Annotated in this window: 12 protein-coding genes and 1 tRNA gene; 4 read left to right on the forward strand and 9 right to left on the reverse strand. The window is 71.8% G+C overall.

Annotation, left to right across the window (positions count from 1 at the left end; all coding sequences use genetic code 11):
- On the forward strand, nucleotides 1–256 hold a 256-nt coding region (locus BCF74_RS14790), incomplete at its 5' end, for a transposase (protein WP_177426676.1).
- On the opposite strand, the gene BCF74_RS17960 is transcribed toward BCF74_RS14790, so the two are convergent.
- A complete protein-coding gene (locus tag BCF74_RS17960) occupies nucleotides 246–803 on the reverse strand; it encodes a DUF2510 domain-containing protein (protein ID WP_106298730.1) in 558 nt (185 codons plus the stop codon). The two genes, BCF74_RS14790 and BCF74_RS17960, sit on opposite strands and share 11 nt — an antisense overlap.
- Nucleotides 804–919: 116 nt before the next feature.
- Complete coding sequence (locus BCF74_RS14800; RefSeq protein WP_245889389.1) at nucleotides 920–6082, reverse strand: GH92 family glycosyl hydrolase; 5163 nt, start codon at nucleotides 6080–6082, stop codon at nucleotides 920–922.
- Between the two features lie 158 nt (nucleotides 6083–6240).
- Here BCF74_RS14800 and BCF74_RS14805 point away from each other — a divergent pair, with 158 nt between their 5' ends.
- The gene (locus tag BCF74_RS14805; RefSeq protein WP_106298731.1) at nucleotides 6241–7245 is read left to right on the forward strand and encodes a LacI family DNA-binding transcriptional regulator; all 1005 of its coding nucleotides are present in this window, start codon (nucleotides 6241–6243) and stop codon (nucleotides 7243–7245) included.
- Nucleotides 7242–8300, forward strand: a complete 1059-nt coding sequence (locus tag BCF74_RS14810; protein WP_106298732.1) for a class I mannose-6-phosphate isomerase — start codon at nucleotides 7242–7244, stop codon at nucleotides 8298–8300. The genes BCF74_RS14805 and BCF74_RS14810 overlap by 4 nt, the downstream gene beginning before the upstream one ends.
- Nucleotides 8301–8415: 115 nt before the next feature.
- Here the strand turns inward: BCF74_RS14810 and BCF74_RS14815 are convergent, their stop codons facing one another.
- From BCF74_RS14815 to BCF74_RS14830, 4 genes are all read right to left on the reverse strand, one after another.
- On the reverse strand, nucleotides 8416–8637 hold the full coding sequence (locus BCF74_RS14815; protein WP_106298733.1) for an RNA-binding S4 domain-containing protein: 222 nt from the start codon (nucleotides 8635–8637) through the stop codon (nucleotides 8416–8418).
- A gap of 57 nt (nucleotides 8638–8694) precedes the next feature.
- Nucleotides 8695–10551 (reverse strand): selenocysteine-specific translation elongation factor, encoded by a 1857-nt coding sequence (selB, locus tag BCF74_RS14820; RefSeq protein ID WP_245889390.1) that lies wholly within the window; start codon nucleotides 10549–10551, stop codon nucleotides 8695–8697.
- Nucleotides 10548–11894, reverse strand: coding sequence for an L-seryl-tRNA(Sec) selenium transferase (gene selA / locus BCF74_RS14825; RefSeq protein ID WP_106298734.1), 1347 nt, complete (start codon nucleotides 11892–11894; stop codon nucleotides 10548–10550). The genes selB and selA overlap by 4 nt, the downstream gene beginning before the upstream one ends.
- A gap of 79 nt (nucleotides 11895–11973) precedes the next feature.
- A tRNA-Sec gene (locus tag BCF74_RS14830) sits at nucleotides 11974–12069 on the reverse strand.
- 43 nt (nucleotides 12070–12112) lie between these two features.
- Here BCF74_RS14830 and selD point away from each other — a divergent pair.
- Complete coding sequence (selD, locus tag BCF74_RS14835; RefSeq protein ID WP_106298735.1) at nucleotides 12113–13108, forward strand: selenide, water dikinase SelD; 996 nt, start codon at nucleotides 12113–12115, stop codon at nucleotides 13106–13108.
- 38 nt (nucleotides 13109–13146) lie between these two features.
- Here the strand turns inward: selD and nrfD are convergent, their stop codons facing one another.
- The 3 genes from nrfD to fdh are packed head-to-tail and all read right to left on the reverse strand — an operon-like array spanning nucleotide 13147 to nucleotide 18688.
- The gene (nrfD, locus tag BCF74_RS14840) at nucleotides 13147–14247 is read right to left on the reverse strand and encodes an NrfD/PsrC family molybdoenzyme membrane anchor subunit (protein ID WP_106298736.1); all 1101 of its coding nucleotides are present in this window, start codon (nucleotides 14245–14247) and stop codon (nucleotides 13147–13149) included.
- Nucleotides 14244–15317 carry a 4Fe-4S dicluster domain-containing protein gene (locus BCF74_RS14845; RefSeq protein ID WP_218279285.1) on the reverse strand — a complete coding sequence of 358 codons (1074 nt, stop codon included), beginning with the start codon at nucleotides 15315–15317 and terminating at the stop codon, nucleotides 14244–14246. Before BCF74_RS14845 ends, nrfD begins: the two co-directional genes overlap by 4 nt.
- On the reverse strand, nucleotides 15311–18688 hold the full coding sequence (fdh, locus tag BCF74_RS14850) for a formate dehydrogenase (protein ID WP_177426677.1): 3378 nt from the start codon (nucleotides 18686–18688) through the stop codon (nucleotides 15311–15313). Before fdh ends, BCF74_RS14845 begins: the two co-directional genes overlap by 7 nt.
- Nucleotides 18689–18948: the final 260 nt, after the last annotated feature.

The raw sequence follows: 18948 nt of genomic DNA on the forward strand, positions 1-18948 counted from the left end.
GAACAACCCCAACGAGCGCCTCAACCGAGAGATCCGCCGCCGCACCGACGTCGTCGGGATCTTCCCCAACCGCGAGTCCGTGATCCGGCTCGTCGGGGCCGTCCTCGCGGAGCAGCACGACGAATGGGCCGAACAACGCCGCTACCTCGGCCTCGAAGCCCTCAAGAACGCCCGCGCCGTGCTCATCGCCCGCGAGGGACAGGCCGGGAACGAGGAGGTGACCACCGAGCTGATCGCCGGCGCCATCAACGCCTAAACCACAACCCTCGACGGATCACCGTCGTACACCACCGATCCGGACTTGACCCGGCCCGCTCTCGTTCCACCTCTTGAGCGAGAGCCGTCGCGTCTTTGGAGAGCTGCTCGATCTGCTCCTTGCGAGCAGCTGCATCCAGTGCCCCCATCTCGCCTAGGAGTCCCCGCAGGCGCGCATCCTCCTCCTCTAGTGACGTGGCAACGCCGAGATACTTCTCGGCCAAGCGCTTGGCATTGAAGGCGGTGATGCGCTCGGGCTGCCATGAGTCGCGTCGGGGGGAGTGGGTGAACACCGGTTGCGCTTGGGACTCTGCAGAGTGGGGCGCCTGCTCTTGTACTCGGGGCTCTTCCGGGACCGGTTCATGCCTCCGCGGCTCGGGTGTTGCCTCCGGTTGAGACTCGGTTTTGGTCGCGGTTGGAACTGGCGGATCGGTCGACGCCAACCCGGCGGTTGAAACGTGATCCGTCCACGTCCGCCCATCCCAATACCGATACTCGAAGCGTCGAAATGGGTCGTGATGCCACCCTGCGCGTGCTTGTTCGGACATTCGAAACCCCTCTCCGTTGAATGTTCCCAACAGAGATCTTGCCCTGAGGCCCCAACTTCTGGGAGAAGTTGGCTTACGTTCTTGCCGAAGCGTCCATCACGCACGGCCCGTCGGGCTCAGGTCACGGTGACGGTCACCGTCGCGAGCGCGTCGTTGCGGCTGTCGCCGACGAGGACACGGACGGCATAGGTGCCCGGTGACGCCCACGTGTGGCTGCCGCCGACCGTCGCGGTGCCGTCGGCGGCGACGGTGACCCTGGCGTCCTCGGTCACCGAGCCGTCGCCCCAGGCGACGCGCGCGGTGTAGCCGCCTGCCGCGGGCACGCCGCCCGAGGCTGTCGCGAGGGTGATGGTGGTCGCGGTGCCGGCCTTCGCGGCCGGGGCGGCACCGCCCGTGACGGCGAGGGGGGACCCGTTGTCGGCGACGGCGAAGACGTGGATGCGGCCCTCCGTCGCCGGGTCACCGGCCTGTGTCGGCAGCGTCACTGACGCGACGGTCTTGCCCGCCGGGATCGTCAGCGGCGCGGTCGCGAAGAGCGTGAGCTTGCACGAGTCGGTGCTCGTCCCGTTGAGGCGCGAGTCCATCCGGACGGCGACGAGGTTGCCGAACTGCGGTGCGCCACACCAGTCCCCGTACTGGATCTTGTATGCCGTGCTCGTGCCGTCCGTGAACGTCACCGTGCCCGTCGTGTCCTGGTTCTTCTGGGTGGCGGTCCCGATGAGGCTGAGCTGGGTGGCTCCCGGGGCGAGCGTCACGGGGAGCGTCTGGCCCGCGCCGGTGGCGTTGTCCTTGCCGCCCTTCTCGGTGCCCGGCATCGAGAAGCGAAGGTCCGTGCCCGGGACGGTGAGGAGGCGACCGGGAACCGCGCCCGCGGCATACAGGGCCGGACGAGAGATGCCCGCCTGGTCCCCATCGCAGGCGATCTCCTCGCCCGGCTCGCCGATGCACCGTAGGTCGAACCCGCTCGCGTACGACGGGGCGACGCGCTGGTGGATGAGTGCCGATCCGACGGCCGATCCCTCGGCGCGCTTGTCGCGCACGGTGACCGTGACGTCGTAGGGGCCCGCCGCGGCATACGTGTGCGTGCCGCTGACGACGTAGGTGCCGAGGTCACCGGCCTTGACCGTCCCGGTCGAGCTCGTGCCGTCGCCCCAGGCGATCGTCGCGGTGAAGTCCTGCGCGGAGGCGTTCTTGGGCGCGACGAAGGTCGCGACCGTGCCGCTCACCTGCTCGTCCTCGACGCCTTCGAGCTGGGCCCCGGCGGTGACGGCGAGCTTGGTGTTCGCCGCGTGCGAGCCGTCGGTGAGGAACTCGACCTCGGAGATCGTCGGGCTGCCGCTGCTCGCCGTGACCACGAGTCGGTAGGCCTGGTAGGTCCCGGGCGTCGCGATCCTGAACGGCCTCGTCTGGGTGCGCCACGCGAACGTCTGCGCGGTGCGCGTGTCGAGGGTCGTCCAGGTGCGCCCGTCCTTGGAGCCCTCGACGCGCCACGCACTCGGGTCGCCGGCGGCGGCGCCGTTGGTGATCGTGTAGAACGTCGCCCGCTGGCCGACGCCGGAGATCGTGTGGGTGATCGTCGGGGTGGGGCTCGAGAAGGTCGTCGCCGTCCGCGAGTCGTTGTCGACGAGGGCCTTGGCATCGGTCGCCTGCGGCGCGACCGTCGTGCCCTTGCCGGCGCCGGTCACGTCGACGAGCGGTGCGGGCTTGTCATCACCCTTGGTGAGCGAGGGCGGCGCGGCGTTCGGCTTGGATCCGTAGGCAGACGGCGTCGCGCCCATCTGGAACTCGATCGACGCGGCGCCGGACAGCATCGAGTGCGGGATCGAGGTGTTCGGCCGGCCCTCGCCGTTGACCTTGAGCTTCTGGACGTAGATGTTGCGCTCGGAGTTGCCCGGCGCGGTGACGACGAGGTCACCGCTCGCGCGCTTCACCGTGGCCTTGGTGAACTTCGGCGAGCCGACGGCCCACTCGGCCGAGCCGACCTGGAGCGGGTAGATGCCCAGCGAGGAGAGGATGTTCCACGCCGACATCTCGCCGTTGTCCTCGTCGCCGGGGTAGCCCTGGCCGATGTCGCCACCGGTGTAGAGCCGGCGCAGCACCTCGCGGACCTTCTCGGCCGTGCGGAACTGCTTGCCGGTGAAGTTGTACATGTACGGGAGGTGGTGCGAGACCTGGTTGCTCATCCCGAACTGACCCATGCGCACGTCACGCGCCTCGATCATCTCGTGGATCGTGCCGCCGTAGGAGCCGGGCTTCGTCGCGGTCTCGGGCGTCGTGAAGAACTCGTCGAGCTTGTCGGCGAGCGCCTCGCGACCACCGAGCAGGTTGGCCAGTCCGTTGCCGTCCTGCGGCGCGTGGAAGGCGAAGTTCCACCCGTTCGTCTCGGTGTAGTTGCCGCCCCAGACCTCGGGGTCGAAGTTCTCGGCGAACTCACCCGAGGCCGAACGCCCCTGGAAGAAGCCGGTCTCGGGGTTGAACAGGTTGACGTATGCCGTGGCGCGCTTGAGGAAGTACTCGGACTCCTCCGCGAGGGTCGCCTTGCGCGACGCGGGCGTAGCCGGGTCGTCGGCGAGGGACTTGGCCTGGTTGCCGATGCCGAAGTCGTTGATGAGTCCCTCGAGACCCCACGACACGCTCTCGTGCGTGCTCTCGGGAGTCCAGCCGAGGAACGTCGACGTCGCGATGCCCTTGCGGCCGACCGCGGACGTCGGCGGGAGGACGGTCGCGTTCTTCAGGGCGGCGTCGTAGGTCGAGAGCTTGTCCGGCAGGGGCACGCCCTTGACCTGGAGGTCGGCGAAGGACACGTCGGAGCTCGTGCCCGTCATGAGGTCGGCGTAGCCGGGGGAGGACCAGCGGGCGACCCAGCCGCCGTCGCGGTACTGCTGGACGAAGCCGTCGGCGATCTCGGCCGCGAACTCGGGGTAGAGCAGTGCGTAGGCCGGCCACACCGTCCGGTAGGTGTCCCAGAAGCCGTTGTTGACGTAGATCTTGCCGTCCTTGACCGCGGCGTTCGTCGTCGTCGCGGTGGCGCTGCCGGACTTCGGCGAGACCGGGCTCGCGTACTGGTAGCGCGGAGTGGTCGCGGTGCCGGTGTTCTCGAACTGGCTGTTGGGGTAGAGGTTGAGCCGGTAGAGGTTCGACATGAGGGTGCGCAGCTCGGTGTCCGAGGCGCCCTCGACCTGCACGACGCCGAGGCGGTCATCCCACGCCTTCTTGGCCGCGCCCTGGACGTCGGAGAACGAGCGGCCCTGGAGCTCGAGCGCGTGGTTGCGCTTGGCCTGGTCGAGCGAGATGAAGGACGTCGACAGCCGCAGCTCGACGTCACGGTCACTCGTCGTCGGGAAGGTCGCATAGCGGGTGCCCGTCCGGCCGCCGGGCGCCGTTCCGGACGCGCTGGCCGGCCGGTCGAAGACGCCGTAGACGAACATCCGGCTCCGGCCGACGGACAGGCCACTGCCGTTGTCGACCCAGCCGGTGAAGGTGCCGGTCGCGTTGTCGACGGTGAAGGAGCCGTTGTTGTCGACGGTGTCGATGACGAGGCTGCCGGTCGGCGCGCTGTCCGGGAAGGTGAAGCGGTAGACGCCCCCGTGGTCGGCCGGGGCGAGCTCGGCGGTGATGCCCGCGTCGAAGTTCACCCGGTAGTGGTCGGGGCGGGCCACCTCGGTCGCGTGGTCGTAGGACAGCTGACGGCCGGTGGCGCTGCCCGTCGGCACACCCTGCGTGATCGACGGCATGACCGACATCTGGTTGCGGTCACCCATCCACGGGGACGGCTCGTGCGAGATGCCGAGCCCCTGGAGCATCGGCCGGTTCTGCGCGTTGTTGCCCGCCTGGTAGTAGTACTCCCACGACTGCGACGTCGCGTTGCTCACGGGAGTGAAGAACGTGAACCCGTTGGGGACGGCGGAGATCGGGAGGTTGTTGCCGCGCGAGAACGACCCGGAGCTGTTCGTGCCGCGCCGGATGTCCACGGCATACGTGGGGCTCGAACGGTCGATCGTCGCCGGGCTCGGGTCGATGGTGACGTCGTCGACCCAGCCGCCGAAGAAGGTCTTCTCCGTCGCGCCGGCGGTGTTGTCGTAGCCGACGAGGATGGCGTCGACGGTCTTGCCGGCGGCCTTCGGGCCGAGGTCCACGGTCACCGAGTTCCACTGCGCGGCATACAGGGTCTTGCCCACGCCCTGCTCGTTCGGTGACGCGACGCTGCTGTAGGCGTCGACGGCGCCGAGGTCGGACAGCAGGGTGCCGTCGGTGAAGCGCAGGTCGACCGCGGCATACGTCGACGGGTAGGTGAGGTCGCCGTTCACCATGTCCGGGATGATCTTGTAGCTCAGCTGCGACCGGTCGCCGACGGGGACGTCGACGTCGAAGATCCGGTTCCACGCGTAGCCACGACCGGCGGCGGTGTGCCGGCCGGAGTAGCGCAGCGCCTTGACCCCGGTCCAGCCCGCGAGGGACTTGATGTTGTAGCCCGAGCGCGGCCCGGCCCCGACGGTGGTGACCATCGGTTGGGCGCCCGGCTCAGTGGGGGTGAACTCGCCGAAGAGGCCCCAGTCGGCGAGCTGGACGATGCCACCGCCCTGGTTCGCGGTGACGTCCAGCCGGTAGTACGTGTAGTCGCCCGGGGTGGCGATCGTGAAGGTCTGCTTCTGGAAGCGGGAGGTCCACGTGAGACCGGTGCGACGGTCGAGGTCGGTCCACGTCGTGCCGTCGGTCGAGCCCAGGAGGGTGACGTCGCGCGGGTCGCGCTCGGGGGCGTCGTTGGCCGACGTGAGGCTGTAGGTGAGCGCGCGCTTGGGTCCGCTCAGCTGGTAGCGCACCCAGCCGGTCGAGGTGAACGCGAGCCACTTCGTGTCCGGGTTGGAGTCGCTGAGGTTCGCGGCCGTCTCCCCGGGTGGGTTCTCGGCGCTCGCGGTGATGGCGGCGATCGAGCCGAGGAGGCTGCCGTCCGCGGCCACCCCACCGGTGACGTTCTGCTGCATCGGGCCGTCCGGGCCGGCCTCGACGGTCGACTCCAGCGGCTGCGGCTGCCCGGTCTCGAACGACGTCGACCACGCGCCACCCGCGGTGCTGTTCGTGCCGGCAGGCGAGGCGCTCGCCACGCCGGTCACCGTGGCCGACGCGCCGACGAGCGCGAGCGTCAGGACGGAGGCGGCAAGGCCTCGTGGGAACACAGTGGTCAGGGGCATGACGTCCTCCGGCAGCTCACGCGGTCCGCGACCGGTCGTCGTCGACCGGCCGTCCTGCCGACCTTGGCTGTATGCCGGGTGGTCCGGCAAGACGAGGACCCCACCTTGTCCGGTCGGGACACCGAATCGGACAGAAGCATCGGACCTCTCGGCGGAAGATGCTGTCCGCGTTGCTCAGGGACCGCCGCGTTTGGTGTGATCAGTGCATGACAGCGTTGTCGGGAAAACGGACATCGGCGCGGCCCACGATGGCCGACGTCGCCGCGGAGGCCCATGTCTCCGTCAAGACCGTCTCCCGGGTCGTGAACCGTGAGCCCGGCGTCCGTCGCGACACCGAGCTGCGGGTGCGTGCCGTCATCGACCGGATCGGCTTCATGCGTCACGACGGCGCGCGCATCCTGCGCCAGGGCCGCACCCAGACCATCGCCCTCGTCGTCGAGGACCTCGCCAACCCGTTCTACTCGCAGATCAGCGCGGCGGTCGAGCGCGAGGCCAGGATCCGCCAGTACCAGCTCATCACCGCCTCCGCCGAGGGCTCGCCGACCCGGGAACGCGGGGTCCTCGAGAGCCTCATCAACCGCCGGGTCGACGGTCTCGTCGTGGTGCCGGCAGGCGAGCGGCCCGCCGTGGACCCGACGGTCGCCGCGAGCGGGACACCCATCGTCTACGTCGACAGGCCGGTGCGCGGGCAGGCCACGGACACCGTCATCAGCGACAACCCCGGCGGGGTGCGCAGCGCCGTCGAGCACCTCGTGGCCAACGGGCACCGCCGCATCGCCCTCCTCGGGGACGATGCGGAGTTCTGGACGGCCCGCCAACGGCGCGAGGCGTTCGTCCAGATCCACGACGCGCTCGGGCTGCCCGGTGACGCGAAGGTCTCCATGGGTCCGCACACGGTCGACTCGCTGACCGAGCGGCTCGCCACGTGGTCCCGGGAGCGCAGTCCCGTCACGGCCGTCATCACCGGCAACAACCGGGTGACCCTCGCCGCCCTGCACGCCATGCGACGCTCCGGCGTCGAGATGGGGCTCGTCGGCTATGACGACTTCGAGCTGGCCGACCTCATCGAACCGGCCGTCACCGTCGTCAACCAGGACCCCACGTCGATGGGGCAGAAGGCCGCGCTGCAGCTCATCGCCCGCATCCTCGGGGACGAGTCACCCGCCCAGACCGTCGTCATGCCCACCCGCCTCATCGTCCGGGAGTCGGGGCGGCTCCCGGCATCCCGCTCTCTCCGGAAGGCCAGCTCATGACCAGCACCGACATCGCGAGTGACACCGAGCTCGCGGCGGGAGGGCCCGTCATCGCCCACCTGGCGCCGAACATCCCGCGCCGCTTCTACCGCGGCGGCGAGCGCATCTTCGCCTTCCGCAGTGCCGCCACCCCGGGCGACTTCGACGGCCGCCGCCCGGAGGACTGGCTCGGCTCGACGGCCCGCCTCTTCGCCGAGGGCGGCGGCGGGGTGACGACCCTCGCCGACGGCACCGAGCTGCCCGACGCGCTGGCGGCCGACCCGGTCGGCTGGCTCGGTGCGGCGCATGCCGCCCGCTTCGGTGGTGACCCCAACCTGCTCACCAAGCTCCTCGACAGCGGGGAACGGCTCCCCGTGCACTCCCACCCGAGCCGAGACTTCGCCAAGGCGCACCTCGACTGCGACCACGGCAAGACCGAGGCCTGGATCGTGCTCGCCGCCGAGCCCGGTGCGACGGTGTGGGTCGGCTTCCGCGACGAGCTGGGCGAGGACGAGCTGGCCGAGCTCGTCGACGCCCAGGACGAGCGGCTGCTCGAGGCGTGCAACCCCATCTCGGTGTCCGCCGGTGACGCCGTCCTCGTGCCCGCGGGCCAGCCACACGCCATCGGCGAAGGCGTCCTCGTCCTCGAGCTGCAGGAGCCCACCGACTTCTCCGTGATGCTCGAGCACGAGCGGTTCGGCCTCGAGCTCGACCACGCCTTCCTCGGCCTCGACCGGCCCCTGGCCCTGCGCAGCGTCGACCACGGCCCGCTGTCGGCCGAACGGATCGCGTCGCTGCGCACCCGCTGGGCCGACGTCGAGGGTCAGGGCCCGGCACTGCCCGACGAGGGGAGCGAGTACTTCCGCGCCGAGGTCGTGCGACCGGTGGGCGCTCCCGTGACGGTCGACGCGGCATACGCGGTCGTCGTCGCCGTCGCGGGACGCGGCGCGATCGACTCCGCCCAGGGGTCGCTCGCCGTCGCCGCCGGCGACGTCCTCCTCGTACCGCACGCCGCAGGACCGCTCACCGTGAGCGGCGACGTCACCCTCATCCGCTGTATGCCGCCCGCGCCCTGAGGGGTCCCGCCCCACCCACCTCAGCATTATCGGGTTACCCGATACTCTCCGCCCGCGCCCGAGAAGCCTTCTCGGGTCGAGCGGGCGGAAGTCGGGTGGAGCGGGCGGGCGCGGCTCAGGCGTCGATCGCGACGCGGACGGTCTCACCGGCGTAGGTCACCGTGTCGCCGTCACGCAGCTGGCGGCCCCGGCGGGTCTCGACCTCGCCGTTGACCTCGACCTCGCCGGACTCGATGACAGCCCGCGCGTCGGCGCCGTCCTCGACGAGGCTCGCGAACTTCAGCAGCTGGCCGAGGCGGATGCTGTCGCCGGTGATCGGGATGTCGGTGGTTGCCACGATGTCAGCGTATGCCGCGGGCGCGCCGTGCGATCATTCCGCGCCCGCGGTTTCCCCTCAGCGGTTGACGCGGCGGTGGCCGGCGTCGATCCGGGTCGTCCAGCCGCGGGAGTCGAGGTGCTCGAGCAGCGGGATGACCACGCGCCGCGTCGTGCCCAGCGCCTGACGAGCGGCGCTCGTCGTGAACGGCTGTTCCAACCCGGCAAGCGTCCGCATCGCGAATGCCGGCGCAGTGGGTAGGACGACGAGCCCGTCAGCGAGGCGCAGCAGCCGTCCGGCCCGCTCGGCCGCGGCCAGTTCCCTTGTCCCCAAACCAAGTTCGGCGAGGTCGTCCGCCTCCGGAGCGGCGAACGGCTCGGCGCGCAGCCGCTCCTCGAGACGCGCGAGGGCCGGCTCGATGGGGGAGACGTCCCGGTCGTGACCGGGCAGCCACAGGTGCCGCCCGTCGCCCTCGACGTCGGTCTCCGCGACGACCAGCCCGAGCAGCTCCGCATCGGGCAGCTCGAGCAGGTCGACGGCGGCGCGCGGTGTGAGCCCGGCCGCGAGCGGCTCGGCCGCGTGGTGCCCGGCCACGGCCGCGCGCAGTCGCACCGCCCAGGAGTCAAGGGCGGCGTCGTCGACCCACCACCCGCGATGCACCCGTATGCCGTCCGGCACACTCGTCGTGGCATCCGTCAGTCCCAGCCGGTGCAGGTCGTCGGACCGGACCGCGCGGCGACGACGCACCTCGGCGCGCAGTGGCTCCGACGGGTCCTCGGTGTCGAGAGCCGCAGCGCGCCGGCGTGCATCCCCGCGACGCACCAGCGACGGTGGGTCCGCGTCGAGCACCTCGACGCCGCCGACGATCCGACGGTCACCCGGGTCGCGCAGGACCACCCGGTCGCCGCGCCCGAGCGGCTCGGGGCGGGCGAGGGTGAGCCGAGCGTGGTCGCCGTCGAGCGGCCGCAGTCGCGCGGGCACCGACGCGGTCCCGACGTGCACGGTGAGGTGCTCCGGCGCCGTGTCGAGGCCGTCCCCGTCGAGGCCGTCCCCGTCGTGGCCTGCGCCGTCGACTCGGCGCACGTCGACCAGCGAGGTCCGCGGCCATCGACCCGGCGTCACCAGCGCGTCCCCGCGGGCCACGTCGTCGGCCGCGACCCCGCGCAGGTTGACCGCGACCCGGCTCACCGGGCCCACCTCCGTCACCGACTCGCCGTGCCGCTGCAGCCCGCGCACCGTGACCGTCGCCGGCGTCTCGGTGTCGGGCCGCAGCAGCTCGAGCCGGTCGCCGACTGCGAGACGTCCCGTCGCGAGGGTGCCCGTGACGACCGTGCCGGCGCCGGTCATCGTGAACGACCGGTCCACCCAGAGCCGCACCCGGGCGACATCGTCCGGGGCGGGTGTGCCGGCCAGCACGTCGTCGAGCGCAGCCCGCAGCTCGTCGAGCCCGGTCCCCGTGCGCGCCGAGACACTGACGACGGGGGCGTCCGCCAGCCCGGTCCCCGCGAGCTCGCGGCGCACCTGCGTCGTCACCGCCTCGACGCGGTCGGGCGCGAGGTCGCTGCGGGTGAGGACGACGAGCCCGTGCTCGACCCCGAGCGCCAGCAGCGCGTCCCGGTGGTCGGCGGACTGCGCCCGCCACCCCTCGTCGGCGGCCACGACGAAGCACACGAGCGGCGCCGGCCCGAGCCCGGCGAGCATGTTGCCGAGGAACCGCTCGTGCCCCGGCACGTCGACGAATGCCACCTCGGCGCCCGACGGCAGCGTCGTCCACGCGAACCCGAGGTCGATCGTCAGCCCGCGCCGCTTCTCCTCGGCCCACCGGTCCGGCTCCATGCCGGTCAGCGCACGGACGAGCGTGCTCTTGCCGTGGTCGACGTGCCCCGCGGTCGCAACGACGTACCGGCGCGGCTCGCTCTCGGGTGGCCCCGTCACGGCGCCGACAGCGCGGCCCGGATCGCGCCGGCCAGCCGCGCGTCGTCGGACTCCGGGACGCAGCGCAGGTCGACGAGGCAGGCGCCGTCGCTGACCCGCGGCAGCACCGCGGGCTCGCCCGTCCGCAGACGAGCGGCCGCGGCCTCCGGCAGCCGCAGCGCCCAGCCGCGCAGCGGCACCCCGGGCGCGCCGCCGCCGCCGACCCGGCCGTCGTGCTCGACGACGTCGTATGCCGTCCGCGCGCCACCGGACACATCCTCCCGACCCGCGCCGCTCACCGCGTCGGCAAGGGCCCGGGTCCGGCGGAGCAGATCGTCGGCGTCGGCGTGGAGGGCCTGTGTCACCGGCACGCGACCCCCGTCGAGGGTGGCCTCGAGGGCGGCAAGGGTGAGCTTGTCGGCGCGCACGGCCCGCGCCAACGGGTGGGTGGCGAGACGGCGGACGAGGTCGGCGCGCCCGAGGACGATGCCGGCCTGCGGCCCGCCGAGCAGCTTGTCGCCGCTCGCGGTGACGATGTCGGCGCCGTCGCGCAGGGTGGTCGCGGCGTCCGGCTCGTCGGGGATGAGGGGGTCCGGCTCGAGCAGCCCGCTGCCGAGGTCGGCGACGAGCGGGACGTCGTGCTCGTCGGCCAGGGCCCGCAGCTCCGCCACCCCGACAGCCGAGGTGAAGCCTTCGACGCGGAAGTTGCTCGGGTGGATCTTGAGCAGGCACCCGGTGTCGGGGCCGATGGCGGAGGCGTAGTCGGCGAGGTGCGTGCGGTTGGTCGTCCCGACCTCCCGCAGCCGCGCCCCGGTCGAGGCGATGAGGTCGGTGAGCCGGAACCCCGCACCGATCTCGATGAGCTCGCCGCGGCTGACGACGACCTCCTTGCCAGCGGCCAGCGCCGTCGTCGCCAGGACGAGGGCAGCCGCGCCGTTGCCGACGACGAGCGCCTCCTCGGCGGCGGGGCAGGCCCGGAGCAGCGCCTCCCGGGTCGCAGCGCCACGCGTGCTACGCGTCCCCGAGACGAGGTCGAGCTCGACGTCCACATAGCCGCTCGCCGCGACGAGCGCCTCGACCGCCGCCTCGGACAGCGGCGCCCGGCCGAGGTTGGTGTGCACGACGACACCGGTGGCGTTGATGACGGGACGCAGGCCGGTGCTGCGTCGGTCCGCGAGCCGGGTCACGACCTCGCGGGCAACGGCGTCGGGCGCGATCTCGCCGGTGCGCGCCCGGGTCTGCGCGGACCCGACCACGTCACGAACGACCCTGTCGCTCAGGCGTTCCCGAGCCGACACGACCTCGGGGAGGGCGAGCAGGTCGTCGGTGCGGGGGATGAGGCGGCGCGGGTCGGGACCACTCACGGGCGGCAACCTCCTCCACGGATGGCGCGCGGACGGCATACGGGCTCACGGTTCGTGCGCGCCGCGCGAGCGGACACTGTGGCGGAGACGGACGGGAATCGAACCCGCCGGACCGAGATGCTCGGTCCCACCGGTTTTGAAGACCGGGGGGCCCACCAGGAACCCTGACGCCTCCGAGCGCAAACCTAGTCGACGCACGAGACATTTACGCTGGTCGGGTGCCTGCGAACGACGCGACGACGACTCGGCTCACCGGCTACGCCCACGGCGGCGGCTGTGCGTGCAAGATCCCGCCCGGCGAGCTCGAGTACGTCGTGCGCGACCTCACCGGTCAGGCCGGACCGGACGTCCTCGTCGGCCTCGACGACGGTGACGACGCCGCGGCGGTGCGGGTGCGCGACGACCTCGCCGTCCTGTCGACGGCCGACTTCTTCACGCCGGTCGTCGACGACGCCTTCGACTGGGGGCGGATCGCCGCCGCGAACGCCCTCTCCGACATCTATGCGATGGGCGGGCGGCCGGTCGTCGCGGTGAACCTCGTCGGCTGGCCCCGCGACGTGCTGCCGATGGAGCTGCTCACCGAGGTGCTGCGCGGCGGTCTCGCGGTCGCGGCCGAGGCGGGGTGTCCCGTCATCGGCGGGCACACGATCGACGACCCCGAGCCGAAGTACGGCATGGCGGTCACCGGCGTCGCCGACCCGGAGCGGCTGCTGCGCAACGACGCGGCCGAGCCGGGGCTGCCGATCACGCTGACCAAGCCCATCGGGGTCGGCCTGCTGAACAACCGGCACAAGCAGACCGGCGAGGTGTTCCCTGCCGCGATCGAGGTCATGACCGGGCTCAACCGGGACGCGTCGCAGGCCGCGCTCGACGCGGGGATCCGGGCGGCGACCGACGTCACCGGCTTCGGGCTGCTCGGGCACCTGCACAAGCTCGCCCGCGCCTCCGGCATCGGCGCAGTCATCGACCGGTCCGCGGTGCCCGTCGTCGAGGGGGCGCTCGACGCGCTCGCCGACGGCTACGTCTCGGGCGGGACGCGCCGCAACCTCGACTGGGTGCGCCCGCACCTCGTCATCGGCGGCGACGTCGACGAGGACGACCTGCTGCTGCTCGCGGACGCCCAGACCTCCGGTGGCCTGCTCGTCGTCGGTGAGCTGCCCGGGCACCCCGTCATCGGGCACACCATCCGCGGCGCCGGCCTGCACATCCGCTGAGCCGCACCGCCGGGAAAGGAGTGGCGGGTCAGCGACGGTCAGCGGGCGGTGGTGATCGAGTCGTCGGTGACGCCCGCTGCCTGGCGCTCGGCGAGGCGGCGGCGCTGCGGCTCGATCGTGTAGCGCGGGTCCTTCGCCGACTCGATGCCGGCCTCGAACACCCCGAACCGGGTCAGCGCCGAGGCCCCGAGCAACGCCAGTCCGGACAGGGCCGACCCGACCCGCGAGCGGCCGAGCACGACCGCGCCGACGCCACCGGCGATGGCCAGCCGCTCGGCCCACTTCAGCAGCTCGCCGGGGTGACCGTGGTGCAGCGGCTCGGCCGCGACCGGGTCCATCCGGCCCTCCATGTACTTCATCGCCGCGACGTCGCCGGCGACGCCCATGACCGCCAGCGCCCGGGCCGGACCGGTCTCGCGCACGGGGGTCGTCACCATGGCCAGCCCGCTCGCGGCCAGGCTCGCCGAGGAGACGAAGACGAACGGCAGGTCCTTGTGCGCGGCGTTCCACGTCGGGTTCGCCGTGTCGGAGAGCAGCACGGCGGTGTATGCCGCGAGCGGGCCCGCGAAGAGCGCTGCCTCCCAGCCCGCGGGCCCTTCGACCGCGCGCAGCACCGGGCGCAGCGGACCGAGCGGCAGGCGCTCACCGACGAGCCGGTCCACCTCGTTGACGGCGGTGATGCCGGCGCCGCCGCTGTAGGCGGTGAGGATCCACGACCCGACGCTCATCGGCGAGGTGAGCTTGAAGGTGCGCAGCATGTTGTAGAAGCGCTCCGGTCGGCCGAGGTCGCGTACGAGGGCCACGCCACCGAGAGACACGGCCGCGATGGCGCCGAGCCGGGCGTTGCGCCGCAGCAGCTCGCGACCGGTCAGCTGGGCGCCGAGCGCGAGCAGCCCCGAGCCGCCCGCAACGCCGCCGAGGAAGAGGTAGGCGGCGACCTCGTGACCCCACGGCGGCGCCTTGACGACGGGCTTGCCGTAGTAGGAGGTGAACTGCGCCTCGGGCACCATGAGCATCTCGGCCGAGCCGTCGGTGCGGCCGCCGGGAGTGCGCTTCCTCGGGCGCGCGAGCTTGCCGAAGCGGCGCCGGCGACCGGGGGGCTCGGGTGGACGGGTGGCGTCGAACTCGGACGTCGTCACCGGCGGCCTCCGAGGAACGCGAGCGCGGCGGCGGCGAGCATGCCGCCGGTCGCGATGGCGGCGCGCTTGGCCATCTCGGGCAGGTCCGCGGTGCACACCCGCGGGTCCGGCGGCAGGCCGTAGACCTCCGGCTCGTCGAGCAGCAGGAAGAGCGCGCCCGTGCCGCCGACGCCGTCGAGCTCGTTGGCGCCGTAGAGCCGCGCCTCGGTCATGCCCTGCGCGTGCAGCTGGGCGACGCGCTCGCGGGCGTCGGTGACGAGGTCGTCGTGGTCGCCGAACTTGATCGACGTCGTCGGGCACGTCTTCGCGCACGCCGGGGTCTCGTCGTCGAGGAGCCGGTCGTAGCAGAGGGTGCACTTCTGGGCGACGCCGCGCTTGGGGACGTCGGGCTGCTCGCCCTTGCGCTCGCCCTCACGGGTCGTCGGCGCGGCAGTGCCGTCGCTGCGCCGCTCCACGACCCCGAAGGGGCAGCCCGCGACGCACGTCCCGCAGCCGTTGCACACGTCGTCCTGGACGACAACGGTCCCGAACTCGGTGCGCATGAGCGCGCCCGTCGGGCACACGTCGAGGCAGCCGGCGTGCGTGCAGTGCTTGCACACGTCGGAGGCCATGAGCCAGCGGAACTCCGGGGTGTCCGGGGGAGTCGTGTCGACGTTCCCGTATGCCGTGGGCGCGCCGTCCGTGGTGCCCGTGGCGTCCGCGGAGGCGCCCGGTCCGGGCGGTGCGTCGTCCTGCGGACGGCGCACGGACGGCATACCGAGGGAGACGAGACGGCGACCCGACTCGCGGGCGACCTCGATGCGCTCCTTGTCCTGCTCGACGAACGCGACGTGGCGCCACGTGCTCGCGCCGAGCGAGACGGTGTTGTCGTAGGACATGGCGGTCAGCTCGAGGTCGCCATCGCGCGGGTTGTGGTTCCACTCCTTGCACGCGACCTCGCACGCCTTGCAGCCGATGCAGATCGAGGTGTCGGTGAAGAAGCCCTTGCGCTCGCGGACGTCGGGCCAGTGGGCGTCGGCGGCCGGGTCGGTCGGACCCGAGAACTGGTGTCCCAGAGAGAGATTCACCATCGGCTGCCTCCTGGTTCGTCGTCGGGGTTCGGCTTCGCGAAGTCACCCTCGGCCTCGGCGGCACTGAGCGCGGCCGTCTCGGCCTCGGGGTCGGTGAGCCGCTGGTTGTCGGTCGCGGGCGTGACGCCGGCCCGCCGGATGTACTCGTCGAGCAGCTCGAGCTCGGCACCGTCGCGGGGACGGCGACCGGCGATGACGTCGCACGAGCCGACCTTGGACTCCTGGATCTGGGTGTTCGGGTCGAGGGTGATGCCGATGAGGTCGTTCGCGGCGTCACCGGTGACGATGGCCTGGTCGCCGACGCCCCAGTGGTAGGGCAGGCCGACCTGGTGCACGGTGCGGCCGCCGACCGTGAGTGGCGTCATCCTGTCGGTGACGAGGACGCGGGCCTCGATGACGGCGCGCGGCGAGATGATCGTCGCCCAGCCGCCCTCCTCGAGGCCGCGCTCGGCCGCAAGCGCGGGGGAGACCTCGCAGAACATCTCCGGCTGGAGCTCGGAGAGGTAGGGCAGCCAGCGGCTCATGCCACCGGCCGTGTGGTGCTCGGTGAGCCGGTAGGTCGTGAAGACGTAGGGGAAGACCTCGACGCCCTTGCTGCCGTAGCTCGGCGCACCCAGGTTGTCCTCGCGGGCATACATGATGCGCGTCGGGCTCTGCTGCTGCGTGTAGAGCGCGTTGTCGACCGGCGACTCCTGCGGCTCGTAGTGCGTCGGCAGCGGGCCGTCGACGAGACCCTTCGGCGCGAAGAGCCAGCCCTTGCCGTCGGACTGCATGATGAACGGGTCGTCGCCGGTGATCGCGGCCGGGCCGCCGACCTCCGGGTCGGGCTTCGCGTGCGGGGCACGGTCGACGGGGAAGTCGGGCACGTCGTCGCCGACCCAGCGCTGCTGCGCCTCGTCCCACCAGATGTACTTCTTGCGCTCGCTCCACGGCTTGCCGTCCGGGTCGGCCGAGGCGCGGTTGTAGAGGATGCGCCGGTCGGCCGGCCACGCCCAGCCCCACTCGTGCTGGCTCACGCCGGGGCCGCCCTGCGGAGTGCGGCGCGCGGACATGTTGACGTCGTCGGCGAAGACGCCGCTGTAGATCCAGCAGCCGCACGCGGTGCTGCCGTCGGCCTTGAGCTCCTGGTAGCCCGAGAGCGCCCGCCCGGCGTCAGGACCGGTGAGCTGGACACCGTTGATCTCACGCAGCACCGACTCGGGGATCGGGTCGCCGTGCTCGTCGAGCGGGTAGTCCCAGGTCATGTCGAGCAGCGGGCGGTCACGCTCGTCGGTCGACTCGGCGACGAGCTCGCGGATGCGGACCCCGAGCTGGTAGAAGAAGTCGAGGTCGCTCTGGCACTCCTCCGGCGGGGCGAGCGCCTTGTGCCGCCACTGCAGCAGCCGCTGCGTCTGGGTGAAGGTGCCGGCCTTCTCGACGTGCGTCGCCGCCGGCATGAAGAAGACCTCGGTCTCGATGTCCTCGGTGCGCATCTCGCCGGAGGCGATCTCGGGGGAGTCCTTCCACCACGTCGCGGACTCGATGAGGCTGAGGTCGCGCACGACCATCCACTTCAGGTGCGGCAGGGCGAGGCGCTGCATGCGTCCGTTGGCCGAGCCGACGGCGGGGTTCTGCCCGAGGACGAAGAAGCCCTCGACCTCGTCGGCGAGCATCGCCAGGGTCGTCTGGTACGTGCCGTGGGCGCCGGTGAGGCGTGGCAGGTAGTCGAAGCCCCAGTTGTTCTCGGCCGTCGCGCCGTCGCCGAAGTAGGACTTCATCAGGCTGACGAAGTAGGCGTCGGCGTTCGCCCAGTAGCCCTTCTGCTTCTTCGAGGCGATGCCGTCGAGGTAGTCCTGCAGCGTGTCGTGCTGGCCCGCGATCGGCATCGGCAGGTAGCCGGGGAGCAGGTTGAACAGGGTCGGGATGTCGGTCGAGCCCTGGATGCTCGCGTGCCCGCGCAGCGCCATGATGCCGCCACCGGGACGGCCGACGTTGCCGAGCAGCAGCTGGAGGACCGCGGCGGTCCGGATGAACTGCGCGCCCAGGGTGTGCTGCGTCCAGCCGGTGGCGTAGCCGAAGCACGTCGTGCGGTCGCGGCCGGAGTTCTCGGTCACGGCCCGGGCGAGGTAGTCGAAGTCGGCCGCACTGACGCCGCACAGCTCCTCGACGAGCTCGGGGGTGTAGCGCGCGTAGTGCCGCTTGAGGATCTGGAAGACGGTGTTCGGGTCCTGCAGGGTGTCGTCGCGCAGCACCTCCGCGTGCTCGAGCGCCGGACCGCCGGAGCCGTGCGCGTCACCGGGCGCAGTCTCCTTGGTGTTGGAGTTCGCGTCGTTCGCCGACGGGTCGCTGCCCTCGACCTTGCCGTCGCCGTCCTCGCTCTTCGGGGCGGCGTAGGACCAGCTCGTCATGTCGTACTTGCCGGTCTCGGGGTCGAAGCCGCTGAAGAGACCGTCGAGGTCCTCGGTGTCGCGGAAGTCCTCGCTGACGATCGTCGCGGCGTTGGTGTAGGCGACGACGTACTCCTTGAACCACTTGTCGTGGGTCAGGACGTAGTTGATGAGGCCGCCGAGCAGCGCGACGTCGGAGCCGGCGCGCAGCGGGATGTGCCGGTCGGCGACCGCCGAGGTGCGGGTGAACCGCGGGTCGACGTGGATGACCTTGGCGCCGCGCGCCTTGGCCTCACTGACCCACTGGAAGCCGACGGGGTGCGCCTCGGCCATGTTGCCGCCCTGCAGCACGATGCAGTCGGCGTTGGCCATGTCCTGGAGCGTTTGGGTGGCGCCGCCGCGCCCGAACGAGGCTCCCAGACCGGGAACCGTGGCGGAGTGTCAAATACGCGCCTGGTTCTCGATCTGGATCGCGCCCGCGGCCGTGAACAGCTTCTTGATGAGGTAGTTCTCCTCGTTGTCGAGGGTGGCTCCCCCGAGCGAGGCGATGCCCATGGTGCGGCGCAGGCGACGGCCCTTGTCGTCGAGCTCCTGCCAGGTGTTGCGACGCGACTCGACGAACCGCTTCGCGATCATGTCGATGGCCTCGTCGCGGTCCAGCCGCTGCCACTCGGTGGCCCGCGGCGCGCGGTAGAGGACGTGCATCTGGCGGCCGGGCGCGTTGACGAGCTGCTCGCTCGCCGAGCCCTTGGGGCAGAGGCGGCCGCGCGAGATCGGGGAGTCCGGGTCGCCCTCGATCTGGGTGACCCGCTCGTCCTTGACGTAGACGCGCTGGCCGCAGCCCACGGCGCAGTAGGGACAGACGCTCTGGACGACGCGGTCGGCAGTGGCGTTGCGGGAGGTCAGGCCGCGGGTCGTCGGCGAGGTGATCGCCGGTCCGCGCCCGAGCCGGTCACCCGAGCGCAGCTGCCGGAGCACCGGCCACTGCAGCGGACTGATTCCCATGAGTCAGACCCTAGAACACGTCGCGCCGATCTTCACGACTCCTCGCTCGTGTCTCTGACTGCCGCCTGCGACACCAACTTTCCCGCCCCATGCGGGAACCTTGCGTGAGTGAGGGGAACCGTTCCCCTCACTCACTCAAGGTAGGGCCATGGGGCGGGAAAGTTGAGGTGAGGGGGAGTCGGTGGGTGGGCGGACGGCATACGGCCGGGCATGAAAAAGCCGAGTGGCTGGGAGTCTCTCCCTGATCCCTCCCAGCCACC

The sequence above is a fragment of the Knoellia remsis genome (assembly GCF_003002895.1).
Classification (GTDB): Bacteria; Actinomycetota; Actinomycetes; order Actinomycetales; family Dermatophilaceae; genus Knoellia; species Knoellia remsis.

Coding starts and splice junctions, on each gene's coding strand:
- BCF74_RS17960 (WP_106298730.1), bottom strand. CDS start 803: ATGTCCGAACAAGCACGCGCAGGGTGGCATCACGACCCATTTCGACGC.
- BCF74_RS14805 (WP_106298731.1), top strand. CDS start 6,241: ATGGCCGACGTCGCCGCGGAGGCCCATGTCTCCGTCAAGACCGTCTCC.
- BCF74_RS14810 (WP_106298732.1), top strand. CDS start 7,242: ATGACCAGCACCGACATCGCGAGTGACACCGAGCTCGCGGCGGGAGGG.
- BCF74_RS14845 (WP_218279285.1), bottom strand. CDS start 15,317: ATGGTGAATCTCTCTCTGGGACACCAGTTCTCGGGTCCGACCGACCCG.